Genomic DNA, 15,476 nt, shown 5'->3' with positions numbered 1-15,476 from the left:
AGAGCTGATAACTCACGGTGGTAAAATAATATGGGTTATTAGGCCTGGCGAGGTGGTAACTGATAAATTTGGTCTTCCAGTTCATTGACGGCTTGCTCGTAAGCTTGTTTATTTCCAAAACTACTTTTGATGATTTCTAGCGGACGGCCTAGGCTGTCGAACGGTTTTAGTTTTAGCACCTGAATATCTTCGATTTCCTGCACACCTTCATCCGCGTATTTATCCAGCAAGGTATTGAGTACATGCTGTGCAGGTTCTGAATATTTGGTGAAGTAATTACGTTTACGCACGTTGTCAGCCCGTTCTTTACGCGTCAGGGGCGGTTGACCATAAACCACATGACAAAGGAGATCGAATGGGTCAAGGTCTTTACCCACTTCTTCTGCTAATACTTCCCAAAGCACGCCGAGTTGCTGGAGCTCATCAATAATAACCTGTTTGCGTTCGGCAGAGTGCCATTTTCGAATGAAGTTATCAAGAGAGGCAAAGTCTTTATCTTTGAGAAGCGTTTTACGGGTATAGTCCTGAAAGGATTCGGTGACTAATTTACCATCGGCATCGTAATATTGAACGCGTTTTGCCAGTACTTTTACGGTGACGCCGTTGACATGATATTTGCGAATTCTGTTTTCTTCGCACTCTTCGAAAGCACCATTGGCACTTTCTGATGTGGCGCCATAGTGAGCGGATGATTCTTCTGCGCCCATAAATACGTCGTTATCTAACGTTTCGCTTTCTGACGTTTCACCTTCGAGTATTTCATTGAAATCCGATTCAGGATCGGAAATATCTTTAGGTGTTGTGCGGATCACTTTTTCAGGCACGCCATCAAAGCGCTCATCTGCAAACAGTTCGGTGGCTTTTTTGAAATCGAGAATGGTGAACCAGAGTTTATCGAACTTCTCGTTAATACGTGTTCCACGCCCGATGATCTGCTTAAATTTGGTCATGGATTGAATGTTTTGATCTAGCACGACCAGTTTGCAGGTCTGCGCATCCACACCCGTACTCATCAGTTCTGAGGTGGTTGCAATCACTGGGTAAGGCTTTTTCGGGTTGATGAAATTATCGAGTTGCGCCTTACCGATGTCGTCATCGCCAGTGATTTTCATCACGTATTTTTCATTTATTCGCACTTGTTCTGGGTTTAGGTTTACCAACGCACGGCGCATACGTTCAGCGTGGTCAACATCGTTACAAAAAACGATGGTTTTATCCATAGGATTAGTGCGTTTTAGGTAGTCAGTGATGGTTTGTGCGACCAATTGGGTACGCTCATCAATCACCATAGTGCGGTCAAAGTCTTTTTGGTTATAAATTCGGTCATCAATCAGTTGGCCTTGTTTATCAACTTGGCCTTTAGTGGGGCGCCAACCTTGTAAGTCGACATCGATATCGACTCGAACGACTTTGTATGGTGCAAGGAAACCGTCTTCAATACCTTCTTTAAGTGAATAAGTATAAACGGGGTCGCCAAAGTAATCAGTGCTGGAAACGTCATCGGTTTCTTTTGGTGTTGCGGTCAAGCCAATTTGAGTTGCACTGCTGAAGTACTCAAGAATTTCTCGCCATGCGCTGTTTTCCGATGCACTACCGCGGTGGCACTCGTCGATAACAATCAAATCAAAGAAATCGGGAGCAACTTGCTTAAAGGCTTTTTGGTGTTCTTCTGGGCCTGTAATTGCTTGGTAGAGTGCCAATTGAATTTCATAAGCTGGGTCAATTGTTCTACCAGTCACCTTTGCCATTGCGCTACCAAAGGGTTGGAAGTCGTTATTTTTAGTTTGGTCGACAAGGATATTGCGGTCGGCAAGAAACAGAATGCGTTTTTTATTTTTAGCTTTCCATAAGCGCCAAATAATTTGAAATGCGGTATAGGTTTTGCCAGTACCTGTCGCCATTACGAGTAATACACGTTTTTGCCCAGCAGAAACGGCTTCTACAGTTTTATTAATGGCTTGTAGCTGGTAATAACGAGGGGATTTGCCGCTACTGTCATCGTAATAGTCTTGGCTGATGACAGGCAATTGTTCAGCGGTAAAACCTTTCCAAATACAGTATTTAGTCCAAAGCTGTTCAGGTGTTGGAAAATCGTCGAGTGTAATTTCGGATTCAAGCTGCGCAGGATTTGTTTTGTTGTGGAAGATAAAACCATCACCATTAGAAGCAAAAATAAAAGGGACATCGAGTAGGCGCGCGTAATCTAGCCCTTGCTGCATCCCTTTTCCCATCTCGTGTTTATTCGCTTTAGCTTCTATGACTGCAAGTGGTAACCCCGGCTTATGGTAGAGCACTATGTCGGCTGATTTCACTGTCAACCGTGCTGCTAGCTTACCACGCACAACGACTTTACCATCGCGAAGTTTGACTTCTTGGCGGATCTGCGACATCAAGTTCCAACCCGCATCTTTAATTGCAGGGAGGATAAATTTAGTGATGATGTCTGTTTCAGTCAGATGAGTTTTATTCATACTAGCCATAGCAGCTCTCTCAACGAAATTGGGATTAGTGCTTAATTATACACAGAATATAGGAGTGAGTTAGGTTATAAAATGAATAGCATTATAATTATTAAAATCCATTAATATTTAAATTGTTTATATGCAAATCACTCTTCTATTTTAAGCCGATGTTCCTCTGTAATATTCTTCGCCGCGATACATAAAATCGCCTTTTGACAGTTCGGGCAACATTTTTGATTGAGTGTGAAGTAGTCACGTCACTACACACAAAATCAATCAGTGACTTTTGAAATTGGGGATACCGAATGAAATTACTGACTAAGTTTATCTGATGGCAAACTCTTTTGAGGAGAATTGCCTATAAATAACCATTTGTTATGTCTTTCCATCTGTAGCTACTTTATCAATCGTATTATGGCGGATATTCAGGTAGTCAAATTTATTATTAAGTCGCTACAATTTAGAGCCAAACTATTGAGCTCTAACATAGATTATTTAAGGCTTTCTTCTTAGTATGTAAATTAAACACTTTTGTTGGATGACACCACACACCTTAAGAAAAGAGATAACTAAAATGCCAGCTGCTAAACGTCCTATTTTTAATTTAGAGCTTGATTTACTTCGCACTTTTATTGCGGTTGTTGATGGTGCAACTTTTGCCGCCGCCGCAGAATCTGTTTGCCGAACGCAATCAGCGGTGAGTCAACAAATGCAACGGCTGGAGTCACTCATTGGCAAGGAGTTATTTGTTCGGCAGGGCAGAAACAAAGCATTGACGGACTCTGGTACACAACTATTGAGCTATGCCCGCCGTATTTTACGTCTTAATGATGAGGCATGTTTATCACTAGTTTATGAAGAAATTGACGGAGTATTAAAAATTGGTTCGCCAGATGACACCGCGAATACAATATTGCCTGATTTATTAGCCAGATTTTCAGGAGCTTATCCAAATTTAATCATGGATATTATTGTCAAACGCAGCCCATTTCTTATGTCAATGTTAGAGGATAATGAACTCGATTTGGCGATCTCAACCGAGGAGCATGTTGGCTACCCTAAAATTGTCTTACGTGTTTCCCCTTCACTATGGTATTGCGGGAAACATTTTAGTTTTAACTTAGAGCAGCCGCTGCCATTAGTTGTGTTAGATGAGCCGAGTACTTATCGCGAGATGATGATCAATCACCTCGAACAACAGCAAATACCTTGGCGCATTGCTTATATGGCGACAACACTATCTGGAGCACGCGCTGCGGTTAGGGCGGGATTGGGTATTATGGCTCGCTCAATTGAGCTTTCAGGGGAGGATTTACGCATACTCGGTGAAGATGAAGGGTTACCAGCACTTCCGGCAATTCGATATAACTTGTACCTCAACTCAAAAAGCCCAACCAAAGCCGCACAAATTCTTTTTAACTCATTAAAAAATGAACAAACAGCCGTTATCTCCCATAACAACTAAAATTAGGAATAATTATGACCCATTTTCACGGTATTTTTCCTTATCTTGTTTCACCAGTCGATCAAACTAAAGGTACTGTTCTTGAATCGTCTCTTCGTCACCTAATTGAGCACCTCATTTCGAGCGGAGTTCACGGATTGAGCCCATTAGGGAGCACTGGTGAATACGCATATTTGTCACAGGAATTACGAAATGAGGTGGTTCGCATTACAGTTGATCAAGCTGCGGGGCGAGTACCTGTATTAGCGGGGGTTGCCAGTTTCTCAACGTCAGATGCATGTTTTCAAGCGGAACAGTATGCCAATTTAGGTGTGGATGGCATGGTGCTGATATCGCAAAAAATGTACCCTCTGAGTGATAAAGCCCAATTGGGTTATTTCCAAACAATAGCGGAGTCTTTTCCTGAAAAATCCATGACGGTCTATACCAACCCTGGTTTGCTGGGGGATGTATTGTCTATTTCTCTTTTGAATGAATTAAGCTATATCCCTAATATCGAATATGTTAAAGATGCATCGAGTAATACTGGAAGGTTATTAACGATGCTCAACACCTTCGGTGAGCGGGTTAAAATTTTTAGTGCCTCAGCTCATATTCCTTTATTAGTCATTAAATTAGGTGGCGTGGGCTGGATGGCGGGTCCTGCCTGTGTGTTGCCAAAACAGTGTGTTGAACTGTATGAGTTGGCCACTAGAGGGGATTGGGATACAGCGTTAGCAAAACAGAAAGAAATGTGGCAAATCAACGAAGCTTTTACGCAATATGCATTAGCGTCATGTATTAAAGCATCTTTAAACATTCAAGGGTTTAATGTTGGTGACCCGATCCTTCCACAAGAACCTCTCAATGATGTTGCTATTGCTCATTTACAGCAAATTATTGCTCAGTTAAATGAATAATAAGAGGAAGGAAAAATAGAAGCCCATTCAGTGTGGGCTTCTATTCGTTAGTCGGTCTTATTAAAGACCAACACGCAATAGCTGTGTGATAGTCGATATAGTTTTCGCTTCAAAAGATAATACACTTTTAGCAAGCTGCGCAGCTTGTTCATTTTTCATTACCAGCCCTGCATTGTCATAGAATTTGCTCACAATATCCTCCAAAGACATTGGATTTTGTGGGTTACCGTATTGGATATCTAATCGTTCCGTTATTGTCTCACCATGGGTTAATGTGACAAAAATTAGGCCGGGAAAATAGGTTGGGAAAGGAATTTCATTTTCAGTGGGATAACGATAGCTGACTTTTTTCGCAAGGTTTTGGATATCTGCTCGCTGTAAATTTTCGGTAGAGAGCAAACTTAATGTTAATTTGTCTTCGATAAAACCAGCGGCAAACAACCACGGGAGGCTAAATTTCGCTGCATAGGCACTCTGAGGTGCCCATTTTTGTTCTGGTGGCTCACAAATTAAGGCCGCTGCAACGGGATCGACAACGCATTCTACTTTTGCAATTTGATCGAGGGTTATTCCTCGTTGTAATAATCGTCTCCCACAATCGACGGTGGCATGAGCAAAATGGCAAACAGGGTAGGGCTTAATGGAAACATTCATGAATTGCCAAACATTACCTAAGTCTTGGGTGACTTGCTCGGGATGCGCATTTTCACGAAGACCATGTGTTTGGTACAGGCTATAGCGCCCTTCAAAAATAGTTTCTGGCCCTGTCATTCCGCCTTTAGCTAAACATGCTGCAATAATGCCTGATTGCGCAGCCCATCCCGCATGAAAACATTTTGCTGACGAGCTATTGGTTAGGTATTCAGCAACACCACTGGCTTGGCTTCCTGTTAGGCCTAGAGCGTTAACTGTTTGTTCCCGAGTTAATTTGAGTAATGAAGCTGCACAAGCCGTCGCACCAAAAATACCCGCTATAGCTGTAGAGTGGAAGCCGCGTAGGTGAAACCCGCTATGACTTGCTAATCCCACTCTGGCTGCGACTTCCCAGCCAATAATCCATGCAGTAAGGATCTCTTTTGTTGTCGCCTGTAAATGTTCACCGAGTGCAAAGGCTATAGGAGTAAGTACGGCACTACCGTGAGTGATTGAGTCGGTGTGTGTATCATCAAAATCTAATACATGCGCTGAAATACCATTTGCTAAAGCGGCGGTGGTAGTTGAAACGGTTTGGTTACTTCCCCAAATTGGAATTTTTCCTTGATGCTCAGGTAAATAAGTGACTCCCTTACGGCATTGTGTTGCGCTTTGTTGGAGGCTTCCGGCAAGTGCAACGCCTAATGTATCGAGTAAATGATATTTGGCGCGTTCAATAACTTGCGGTGGAATATCAGAAAAGGATAGGGATGTGATAAATTGGCTTAGCTGTTGGCTTAATGTCATAGATACCTCTGGTGAATGAAAAAGCCAGCACTTGACTGGCTTTAAGAAAGTAGAGATTTAAACTTTGCTAAAATGCATTAGTCATTAAGCCAACCGGATGCTTTGGTTTGTTCTATTACTCGAGTGACTTGTTCAGGTGCATTCCCTACATAGGTCGTTGGGTCTAATAGGGCATCAAGTTCTTCTTGCGTTATATGGTCACGAATGCGTGTGTCACGGTTAATGGCCTCAATAAAGGTGATGCCTTCTTCTTGGCCAGACATAGAAGCTTCATAAACAATTTCATGGGCAGTTTGTTTACCCGCTTTGTCTGACAACGCAAACATGACGCGCTCAGCAAGCATAAATCCACCTAAAATATCTAAATTTTGGCGCATCTTATCGGTATGTACGTTTAATCCCCCTAATACAGTTTTCATGTTATCGAAGATCACCGAAAGCATCAGGCACATTTCTGGCATCACTTTCCATTCCATCTTCCAAATCGCACCATCTCTTTCGTGTTGGTGTTTCATCATGTCGGTAAGCACAGAAAGGTTAGCTTTCAATGTATTACTGACACAGGCCGCATTTTCGACAATGGCAGGATTACGCTTGTGTGGCATCGTTGAGGAGCCAACTTGACCTTTACTAAAAGGCTCTGAAAGTTCATCAATTTCATTGTGAGCTAATAATAAAATTTCATTGGCAATTTTTCCTAACGTGCCGCTAATTAAACCAATCAGCATGCCATATTCACTAAATCGGTCGCGAGCGGGTTGCCAAGAGATTTCAGGAGTGCCTAAACCGAGCCGATTTAATACACGAACTTCAAGCTCATCTGCTTTGTCGCTCAATGAGGCCTTAGTTCCAACAGCGCCAACAACGCTACCAACGAATAAGCGAGGTTCGATTTCTTTTAATCGTTGATAATGGCGTGCTAATTCCGTTAGCCAAATTGCAGTTTTGTGTCCAAAGGTAATCGGTAAGGCTTGTAAGGCTAAGGTTCGTCCTGCCATTGGTGTATTGCGATGCTTTTCGCTTAACGATAATAAAGAACGCCCTAATATTTTGATATCACGTAAAAAAACTTTATGAGCCTCTTTAAGTTGAAGCACTAAGCCTGTGTCCATAACATCTTGTGTTGTGGGTCCAAAGTGGACGTATTCACCAAAATGTTCAGGACAAGCATGTTCTAAACCACGGATGGTTGGAACAAGTGGGTGACGAGTTAAACGCACTTGCTCTAAGATGAAATCCATATCTAACTTTTCCAGTTTTGCTGTATCAGCAATGATCTTCGCAGCTTGCTTTGGAATCAAGCCTAATTCAGCTTGTTCAATTGCTAATACTGCTTCGTAATCAAGCCAATTTTGCATTCTGACTTTATCAGAAAAAATAGCTCGCATTTCTTCTGTAGACCATAAGTTTTTTAATAATACCGAATCAAAAACACTGGTACCCATAATATTCCCCTGTATAAGAATAATATTGAAAATTAAAAGGTGGTTATTTGTTAGAGAGTTGCTTTATTTATGCAATAAAAAATAAAAATAAACACCTTAATAAGATTAATGTTAATAAAAGACTTTCTTATGTATTTATTTTTCCATTTAAATCAATTTGTTATATTTTAATTTATTGTTTATTACATATAGATTTTAATTCTTAATTTTCTCTTAAGTTTTCATTAATTTAATTAATGCTCATTTATATGATGAAGATCATCTTTTTAAATAAGTCATGTTTTAAAAGGAAAGTAATTTGATATACATAATATGAAATCGAACTTTTAAAAATAAATAACCTTCCTTTTAATTACTAGGGAATCTATTTCTATATTTGGAGAAATAAATAATGACATTAAATAAATATACAAAATTAATACATAGTGGACGACAACCTATTACAACATCAGGACCAATTAATCCGCCAGTAATGAGAGCGAGTACTATTGTTTTTGATTCAATTAAAAGCTGGCGTGATGTTCGCGATCGCCGCGCAACGGAACGTGTTTTAAGTTACGGTGCGCGAGGTACAGAAACCGCATTTGCACTCGAAAGCCTGGTGACTGAATTAGAAGGGGGCTATAGAGCGCAATTATTTCCTACGGGTCTAGCCGCGATTGCAGTCACTATTATGGGCTATGCACACAGTGGTGGGCACGTATTGTTTGCAGATTCTGTTTATGAACCTGTACGTAAAATAGCCGATGCTTTTTTAAAACCAAATAACATCGCCTACAGCTTCTTTAAAACAGATGCTTCAGATTTTGAGCAAAAAATTCAAAGTAATACACAACTTATTTTTGTTGAATCCCCAGGTTCATTACTTTATGAAATGTTGGATTTACCCGAAATATGCCGTATTGCACATGAAAGAAATATCCCAGTGGGTGTTGACAACACTTGGGGTTCAGCATGGCTTTATAACCCACTAGAATTAGGCGCGGATGTTTCTGTAATTGCAGCAACAAAATACCTCTGCGGGCATTCTGATGTGATGATGGGAATTATGGTCGCGACAGAAAAAGCTTGGAAACAAATTGGTGCCTTGCCAGAAGCTTTAGGTCAAGCCAGTAGCCCCGATGATGCAGCTTTAGTTTTACGAGGAATGCGGACTTTAGGGCAGCGATTAGCTGCGCATGGCAAAGCCGCGTTAGCGATTTCACAATGGCTGGAAACGCGTCCTGAAGTGGAAAAAGTCTGGTTCCCTGAATTACCATCTCATCCGCGACATGATCTATGGAAGCGTGACTGCAAAGGTAGTAACGGCTTATTAACCATTGAATTCAAAAAACAATATACCGCGAAGCAAACAGAAAACTTTATTGATGCTCTAGCCCTGTTTGGTATCGGCGCATCGTGGGGTGGGTTCGAAAGCCTCGCACTACCCGCTAACGTAGTCGGCGCAAGAACAGCATCAGATTGGAGCGAAGGTCATGGGCCTTTTGTTCGTTTACATATTGGCTTGGAGTCTGTGGATGATTTGATAGCGGATATTACACAAGCATTTTCAACATTAAATCAATAACAATAAAGCTGCACCAATACTGGGGAATTCTTCTATGACAGGTTTAATCATTGCCGCGCTAGTTACAGCGCTGGTTGTTTACCTGCTGGCTCGGGGTTATAAACCTCAGCCAGTCTTGTTGCTAGGGGGCTTACTTTTGTTGCTCCTAACCGCATCTTTAGATCTTAATTCATTGTTACCAGAAAATAAAACCACGCATTTTAAGTACTTTGATATCTTCCAAATTTTTACTGATATCATGAGCTCTCGATTAGCTGGCTTAGGGTTAACATTAATGGCGATTGCTGGATTCTCCCGTTATATGGAGCATGTGGGAGCTAGTCGCGCATTATTTGCTATTTTTGAAAAGCCGCTAAAGACCATTAAATCACCTTATTTGCTATTAGTGATTTCATTTCTAGTGACGCAAGTTCTGGTGATTTTCATTCCAAGCCATGCCGGGTTGGGGATGTTATTAATGGTCACAATGTACCCTATATTAATTCGTTCGGGAATCAGCCCACTCTCTGCTTTAGCGGTTATCGGTTGTTGCCAGTTTATCGACCATGGACCCGGTTCTGGTAATGTCATTATGGCAGCGAAAACCGCGGATATTGAACCCGCTGTTTACTTTGTTCAACACCAATTACCCGTAACTATCCCTATTATTATTGCAGTGGCAATCACCCATTTCTTTGTTCAGCGTTGGTGGGATAAGCGTGAAGGGTTTGTTTTTGACTTGAGCAAAATTGATACGATTAAAGAAGATGGCGGTAATAAAGTCCCATTGTCTTATGCGTTGTTACCAGTTATTCCATTGATCCTAATTATCGGGTTTAGCCCATTATTACACCCATATATTAAGTTGGAAGTTACCACCGCGATGATTATCAGTACCGTCATTGCACTGATTTTTGAATACGTCCGTTTACGTGATGCGAAAGCCGTCATGGACAGCTTTATGTTGTTCTTTGAAGGAATGGGGAAACAGTTTGTTTTAGTCGTTTCTTTGATTGTTTCAGGGGAGTTTTTCGCAAATGGATTACTCAAAAGTGGGGCGGTGGATACGTTAATTAGCGCAGCTCAAGATGCCGGCTTTGGTATCGGGGCGATGATTATTGTTATGAGTGCCATCCTTGCACTTGCGGCGTTCCTAATGGGCTCAGGGAATGCAGCATTCTTCTCTTTTGCTGCATTGACACCGAAAATTGCTGCTTTCCTTAAAGTGGATGTGGTGACACTCATTTTACCGATGCAAATTATGACAAGCTTTGGGCGTACTGTGTCACCTATCACTGCAGCAATTGTTGCAATTGCAGGAATTGCAGGGATTTCGCCGTTCCAAATAGTAAAACGAACGGCAATCCCAATGGCAGTTGCTGCAATCGTTAACCTTGTCGTAACTTTCTACTTTTTATACTTCTAATTAGACTCGCGCATTTATCCCTTAAACTTTTCGTTACTCTTCGGTTTAAGGGATTTTTTTATTGATTGGAGGGCTATTATTCATCCTTTTATCAAAAACTATCATCAATGATAGTATGGGTATGTGAATATTTTTGTCGCAGTAACCGTTGATTGGATTATTAGTAATAAGGTTGATAAATCAGGCACTGAAAGAAATATCAGTGCCTAGATATGAAAAGCAAAACTAATTAATATTCATAAAAGCAGCGTATTCTATTTAAAAATACGCTGCTAAACTACCAAGTTAGTGAATTGGGTTCGAAGGCTTTGATTAACTAATTAAATGCAATAATGACGACTGCATTTCCTGTGTAATATCCAGGCGTTACCGTTCCTGATGCATGCAATTCAGAAGTGAATGTAAATGAATTCGCCGCATTGTTTCCAGAAATATTCATGTTCGCACCATTCCAGCCATTTTGATTATTAATTAATGGATTTGAATAAAAGTTAGAAGTCGAATTTAAATATACATAACGCTCACCCGTGGTTGAACGAGCAAATAAATTGATATTTGTCGCCTGTGTACAAGTGATATTGCCAGAAACTGAGTTTGTTTTACCATTTAAACTCGTGTTACTGAGCGCCCCGTGATTAACAAAAGCAGGCAAAGAAATACTACATGTTTGATTTGTAGGTGGAATTTTACCACAGACGCTACCTGGCCACTGGATTGCATTCCTAACTCCCGGGGTTGGTTTATGGTTAACATAGAATAATCCAATACAAGTCGCATTTGGGCTATCAATGACAAACGATGCACGATAAGGAATTCCTTTTGCACTACGAAAAGCCGCTGCGACTTCTTCCGCTGTTCGATACTGGTTAATTCGAATGCAGTTACCATAATCTAAGCAAGAGCCACTCAACGACGGCGCACCAGATGCATACAGAACATCAGGGCCTACCCAGCACTCGGTTGATCCATAACAAGGGTTAGTAACACCACTTGCTTCACTCCAAGAAAGAATGTCCATCTCAACACGAGGCCAAGCTCCAGAGGTCATACTCACAGGCATTACATACGCAATCGCATTGGCTGGGCGAGAAGGAAATAGAGACGCTAATACGATGATTAATAATAAAATACTCAAACGGCTTGTATTTAACATTCCGTATATTTTTGCTTTTTTCGCATACATAATGATTTACTCATAATCTAATTTGAACGTGGCACTCGCAGCCCATGAACCGAGCACAATTGATTTATTTTGCAATGCAACTGGCTCAGCTCTCACATACGCTTGAAATCTTAGGTCATTATTATTTCCGGTATATAACCCTTGGGTATAACTGCCACTATTAATTTTGATTGCCGCACCGGAAATACTTTCAATACCAACAGCCACGCCAGTTGCTTGGCTTCCTGCATCTAATGCCAATAAACCAGGTAAAGCTGAATTTTCTGCGCCAATAAATGTGACTTTTACTTCATGGCCTAATGCTAAATCGCAATTGATTAAGCGAATGGTAAAAGGTTGGCTATTTGTTTGAGTATTTAGATACAGGTATTTATCCACTATCGTACCGAAATCTAATTCAATCGATTCGTCGCCCGGATAAACGTCACAAGCATCTTCAATTAGCGTGCCATCAAATTCCACATTTGCAGAAAAAGCGGCAGTGGCACCCAAAAACCATAAGCCAAAGGCAAAGCTCATATTACGTTTAATATTCATAGTTATGACTGCCGCCTCCTATTCAAAAATAATGGTTAACGTGCCTGATGCAGTAAAATTATCCCCTACGAGTTCGCTTCCTGAGCGCATGACAGGAACCGCTGAAAGGGATGGTAGTGAAGCCGCATTAATCAAAAAGGCTTCATTCAATGGTTGAGGTTGGCCATTTTTTTGAATTTGAATGCCTAATTTGCCATTATTCAACGGTGTCACTGTTCTTAATGTCGCATTATCAAATCCACTTCCTGCAGGTGTTCCTCCGAATATCAAGCTGATATCCCACGGTTGTGTCATATCGCCAACACAATTTAATTGAAAAGGAATAGATTGCTTGAAGGCGGTACCGTTGATTTTTCGTACACCGACTTTACCGAATGAAACTTTTATTGGGTCGTCATGGCTTAATTGGCAAGCAGGAGGAATAATTAGCGTGCCATCAAATGCCCAATTTGCTTGCGCTGAAGATATGGACATCACCATTATAAATCCTGCCATCCAATGCTTAATTTGATTGTTATTCCACATAATCATTCTCACTGATACTCAATTTTCAGTGTTGCCAGTGCTGTAAAAAATCCGCCATCGGTATTCGTAAAATTGGCATTACTGTTTTTTACTGGGGCAACCTCTAAGGTTGGCAGCGCTGTATATAACACATTGAAAGGCTGGTTAATAACTTGCTTAGCATTGTTCACATAAAAGGAAAGACCGAGTTTTGGGTTACTCGTTTTCAATGCGCCATTGCTATTAAATGATGTTCCATCGCCGACAAGCGTGAGCTTTATGGCGTTTTTCGCTAGATTTGTGCAACTGAGTCTCATCGGTACAGCACGCTTGTATTGAACTCCATCAATACGTGGAAGCAATATATCGCCAAAATGTATAGTTTCTTGTTGGTTGTTATTCAAAATGCACTCGGGCGGTGTCACCAATAATCGACCTTTTAGCTGGATACCAAGTGTTGCTGCTTGGCTTTGGCTAAACAGGCTAAGCATCATGCAGACCGAGAGAAGATAACGGAATAATTTCATTGATATCATCCTATTGGTAATCCAATACCATCGTGAGATTGCCCGTAAAATCCCCACCTGATGTTAAGTTTACCCCTGTAGGTTTAACGGGGACGGCATACAAAGCAGGCGAATTCCCATAATTAAAATTGAGTGTTGCGCCATTGCTGAGTCGGGTTCCATCACGGTAAATGGCAATACCTAAATTCGGGAGATTGGTCGTCACGGATGACTCACCATTAATTTGCCTATCAGTCCATCTCAGCGTCATCTTTAATGTATTCTTATATAAGCCATTACATATCAAGTTGTAATTGATAGGTGAGCGCCCATAAGCACCGTCAATCTTTGCCTGATGTATATCGCCAAAATCTACAAAAGTCGTTGTTGCACCGCCAAGGGTACATTCCGGCTCACCGTATACCGTCACACGAATTTGGATATTAGTGCTGAGATTCGCAGCGATAGCTTTGTAAGAAAAGCTGAGTGAAATCAGAGCACCAAAGAGAATTACCCCAACTAGGACAATCGCTTTAAAGCATATCGTAAGAAAATAAGCTCCTCTCATCTCCATGCCCCTATTCATAACTTACCTGGAATCTAATTAACGCCTGATAAGCTCCAGCATTTAGTTGAGCAGAGGTACGTACTGGCGTTACATAGTAAGTTAATTGGTTTTGCCCAGGTGAAACCAATTGTGGTGTACTGTACTCACCTAAGTTAATTGGTGAATGCGCTGCATCACTTAATTGCAGGCCAATCCCCTGAACACCGATAACAGCTGCCAAGCGCGGGTCTTGGGTATCTATAGGAGCCAAAAAGCGGATCTTCATTGACGGCATTTGTTGGCTCCACAAAAGATTCCCCTGTGCAGTGCGGCTGCGACTTTCACCACTTAGACAATCTTCTAAACGCAGTTCAATCGCAACAGGGTTACCAGTTTGCCCAACATGCTGAAGCTGTCCTGTACCCACAGTACCTAAATTAATAGTTTGATATGCTGATGACATTGCTAAACGACAAGCACTTTCCGTCAAAGCTCCATGGACATATAGCGTGCCATGTGAACCATCTACATCCCAGCTATCAACTTTATTTAGGGCTGTTCCCATCGCCATGCTACTGAATAAATTCAGCGCTAAACTTCCTAAGCCCACATAACGGAGCATCCTGCTTGTGTTTGCCATGATATTCTCCTGCTATCTCATCGCGCATTTCAGATCAGTCTATTTTTTTCAGGTACCACATGGCAGCTATTTCCCTGACATGTAAACGACAGTGTTGGGCGACCACCATAATCATTGATATAGGTCAGCACAGGTTTATTACCTAATGCGTCTGCACTGACGTTCAGTGCTTTGCTGCTTTTGGGGGCAACCATTACGGGCTCAAACCCTGCGACTGTCTGTCCATTTTTGTTGGGGACAGCATCGACAAAAGAAACGTAATAGGCAGTTGGGTTATTAATCGTATACTGGTTACCCTGACGCGTAAGAGTCACTTTTTCCTGCCATGGGTTATCCATTTGTTCACGTGTTGGAATGATTGATTTTGGTCGATAAAACAATTTAATACGTGTCTGTAATGCCAGTTGCAGCGTATTGGGTTTATCACTTTTCGGTGGAATCTCACGCAAATTAAAGTAATACACCGATTCTCTGTCTTGCGGCAGAGAAGCGGCACTTGGCAGAGCTTGGATTTTGATTTGGCTTTTTGCCCCCGGCTCAACACGCTGTACCGGTGGCAATACCGTAAATGGGTCGCTTATTTTTTCACCTTTCTCATTTTCCACCCAACCTTGAGCGAGATAAGGTAATTGTTTGTTTTCGTTGCTGATGTTTAAACTGATCGATTTTTCGTCTCCCGTAATAATCGCTCGAGTTCTGTCTAAGGCAACTGCCGCTTGAGCAGAGGATAGCGTTGTTGAAATCAACACAACACCAGCCAATGTGAATACTGCTTTATGGGCGTTTTTTTTGTTCATCAATTTGTTTTTCATCATGTTATTCATCATATTGTTATCTTCTATGGTTAAGGAGCACTCATCGCTCTTTGCGTACCAC

General features: G+C 41.4%; 14 protein-coding genes. 4 read left to right on the top strand and 10 right to left on the bottom strand.

The genetic code is table 11. The features are described 5' to 3' along the window. Positions 1-38: 38 nt before the first annotated feature. The gene (gene hsdR, locus P3L44_RS18480) at positions 39-2,480 is read right to left on the bottom strand and encodes an EcoAI/FtnUII family type I restriction enzme subunit R (RefSeq protein ID WP_272662414.1); all 2,442 of its coding nucleotides are present in this window, start codon (positions 2,478-2,480) and stop codon (positions 39-41) included. Positions 2,481-3,036: 556 nt separating this feature from the next. Between hsdR and P3L44_RS18475 the strand changes: the two genes are divergently transcribed. Together P3L44_RS18475 and P3L44_RS18470 are read left to right on the top strand one after the other, a co-directional pair. Further along, the gene (locus P3L44_RS18475) at positions 3,037-3,927 is read left to right on the top strand and encodes a LysR family transcriptional regulator (protein ID WP_140171794.1); all 891 of its coding nucleotides are present in this window, start codon (positions 3,037-3,039) and stop codon (positions 3,925-3,927) included. A gap of 14 nt (positions 3,928-3,941) precedes the next feature. After that, entirely contained in the window at positions 3,942-4,826 is an 885-nt protein-coding gene (locus P3L44_RS18470; RefSeq protein WP_094961543.1) for a dihydrodipicolinate synthase family protein, read from the top strand. 60 nt (positions 4,827-4,886) lie between these two features. On the opposite strand, the gene P3L44_RS18465 is transcribed toward P3L44_RS18470, so the two are convergent. Together P3L44_RS18465 and purB are read right to left on the bottom strand one after the other, a co-directional pair. Then, positions 4,887-6,266, bottom strand: coding sequence for an MmgE/PrpD family protein (locus P3L44_RS18465; RefSeq protein ID WP_140171793.1), 1,380 nt, complete (start codon positions 6,264-6,266; stop codon positions 4,887-4,889). A gap of 77 nt (positions 6,267-6,343) precedes the next feature. Next, on the bottom strand, positions 6,344-7,711 hold the full coding sequence (gene purB / locus P3L44_RS18460; protein WP_140171792.1) for an adenylosuccinate lyase: 1,368 nt from the start codon (positions 7,709-7,711) through the stop codon (positions 6,344-6,346). A gap of 391 nt (positions 7,712-8,102) precedes the next feature. Between purB and metC the strand changes: the two genes are divergently transcribed. Both metC and dcuC read left to right on the top strand, forming a co-directional pair. Next, complete coding sequence (metC, locus tag P3L44_RS18455; protein WP_272662415.1) at positions 8,103-9,278, top strand: cystathionine beta-lyase; 1,176 nt, start codon at positions 8,103-8,105, stop codon at positions 9,276-9,278. Between the two features lie 34 nt (positions 9,279-9,312). Then, positions 9,313-10,683 carry a C4-dicarboxylate transporter DcuC gene (gene dcuC, locus P3L44_RS18450; protein ID WP_272662416.1) on the top strand — a complete coding sequence of 457 codons (1,371 nt, stop codon included), beginning with the start codon at positions 9,313-9,315 and terminating at the stop codon, positions 10,681-10,683. A gap of 316 nt (positions 10,684-10,999) precedes the next feature. Here the strand turns inward: dcuC and P3L44_RS18445 are convergent, their stop codons facing one another. Genes P3L44_RS18445 through P3L44_RS18415 form a run of 7 tightly spaced genes read right to left on the bottom strand, consistent with a single transcriptional unit; the run spans position 11,000 to position 15,427 of the window. Beyond that, positions 11,000-11,866: a hypothetical protein gene (locus P3L44_RS18445; protein WP_272662418.1), complete on the bottom strand. Its 867-nt coding sequence runs from the start codon at positions 11,864-11,866 to the stop codon at positions 11,000-11,002. Positions 11,867-11,872: 6 nt separating this feature from the next. Next, positions 11,873-12,403: a fimbrial protein gene (locus P3L44_RS18440; RefSeq protein ID WP_272662419.1), complete on the bottom strand. Its 531-nt coding sequence runs from the start codon at positions 12,401-12,403 to the stop codon at positions 11,873-11,875. Between the two features lie 18 nt (positions 12,404-12,421). Next, positions 12,422-12,934 (bottom strand): fimbrial protein, encoded by a 513-nt coding sequence (locus tag P3L44_RS18435; RefSeq protein ID WP_272662485.1) that lies wholly within the window; start codon positions 12,932-12,934, stop codon positions 12,422-12,424. Positions 12,935-12,936: 2 nt separating this feature from the next. Next, positions 12,937-13,434 carry a fimbrial protein gene (locus P3L44_RS18430; RefSeq protein ID WP_036958077.1) on the bottom strand — a complete coding sequence of 166 codons (498 nt, stop codon included), beginning with the start codon at positions 13,432-13,434 and terminating at the stop codon, positions 12,937-12,939. A 10-nt stretch (positions 13,435-13,444) separates the two neighbouring features. Continuing rightward, positions 13,445-13,981, bottom strand: coding sequence for a fimbrial protein (locus P3L44_RS18425; protein WP_272662421.1), 537 nt, complete (start codon positions 13,979-13,981; stop codon positions 13,445-13,447). Positions 13,982-13,991: 10 nt separating this feature from the next. Continuing rightward, on the bottom strand, positions 13,992-14,600 hold the full coding sequence (locus P3L44_RS18420; RefSeq protein WP_272662423.1) for a fimbrial protein: 609 nt from the start codon (positions 14,598-14,600) through the stop codon (positions 13,992-13,994). 29 nt (positions 14,601-14,629) lie between these two features. Continuing rightward, a complete protein-coding gene (locus P3L44_RS18415) occupies positions 14,630-15,427 on the bottom strand; it encodes a fimbria/pilus periplasmic chaperone (RefSeq protein WP_316928253.1) in 798 nt (265 codons plus the stop codon). Positions 15,428-15,476 lie beyond the last annotated feature (49 nt).

It is taken from the genome of Providencia sp. PROV175 (assembly GCF_032707045.1).
Taxonomy (GTDB): domain Bacteria; phylum Pseudomonadota; class Gammaproteobacteria; order Enterobacterales; family Enterobacteriaceae; genus Providencia; species Providencia hangzhouensis.
This window is presented reverse-complemented; position numbering and strand designations above follow the sequence as displayed.

Coding starts and splice junctions, on each gene's coding strand:
- hsdR (WP_272662414.1), bottom strand. CDS start 2,480: ATGGCTAGTATGAATAAAACTCATCTGACTGAAACAGACATCATCACT.
- P3L44_RS18475 (WP_140171794.1), top strand. CDS start 3,037: ATGCCAGCTGCTAAACGTCCTATTTTTAATTTAGAGCTTGATTTACTT.
- P3L44_RS18470 (WP_094961543.1), top strand. CDS start 3,942: ATGACCCATTTTCACGGTATTTTTCCTTATCTTGTTTCACCAGTCGAT.
- P3L44_RS18465 (WP_140171793.1), bottom strand. CDS start 6,266: ATGACATTAAGCCAACAGCTAAGCCAATTTATCACATCCCTATCCTTT.
- purB (WP_140171792.1), bottom strand. CDS start 7,711: ATGGGTACCAGTGTTTTTGATTCGGTATTATTAAAAAACTTATGGTCT.
- metC (WP_272662415.1), top strand. CDS start 8,103: ATGACATTAAATAAATATACAAAATTAATACATAGTGGACGACAACCT.
- dcuC (WP_272662416.1), top strand. CDS start 9,313: ATGACAGGTTTAATCATTGCCGCGCTAGTTACAGCGCTGGTTGTTTAC.
- P3L44_RS18445 (WP_272662418.1), bottom strand. CDS start 11,866: ATGTATGCGAAAAAAGCAAAAATATACGGAATGTTAAATACAAGCCGT.
- P3L44_RS18440 (WP_272662419.1), bottom strand. CDS start 12,403: ATGAATATTAAACGTAATATGAGCTTTGCCTTTGGCTTATGGTTTTTG.
- P3L44_RS18435 (WP_272662485.1), bottom strand. CDS start 12,934: ATGATTATGTGGAATAACAATCAAATTAAGCATTGGATGGCAGGATTT.
- P3L44_RS18430 (WP_036958077.1), bottom strand. CDS start 13,434: ATGAAATTATTCCGTTATCTTCTCTCGGTCTGCATGATGCTTAGCCTG.
- P3L44_RS18425 (WP_272662421.1), bottom strand. CDS start 13,981: ATGAGAGGAGCTTATTTTCTTACGATATGCTTTAAAGCGATTGTCCTA.
- P3L44_RS18420 (WP_272662423.1), bottom strand. CDS start 14,600: ATGGCAAACACAAGCAGGATGCTCCGTTATGTGGGCTTAGGAAGTTTA.
- P3L44_RS18415 (WP_316928253.1), bottom strand. CDS start 15,427: ATGATGAATAACATGATGAAAAACAAATTGATGAACAAAAAAAACGCC.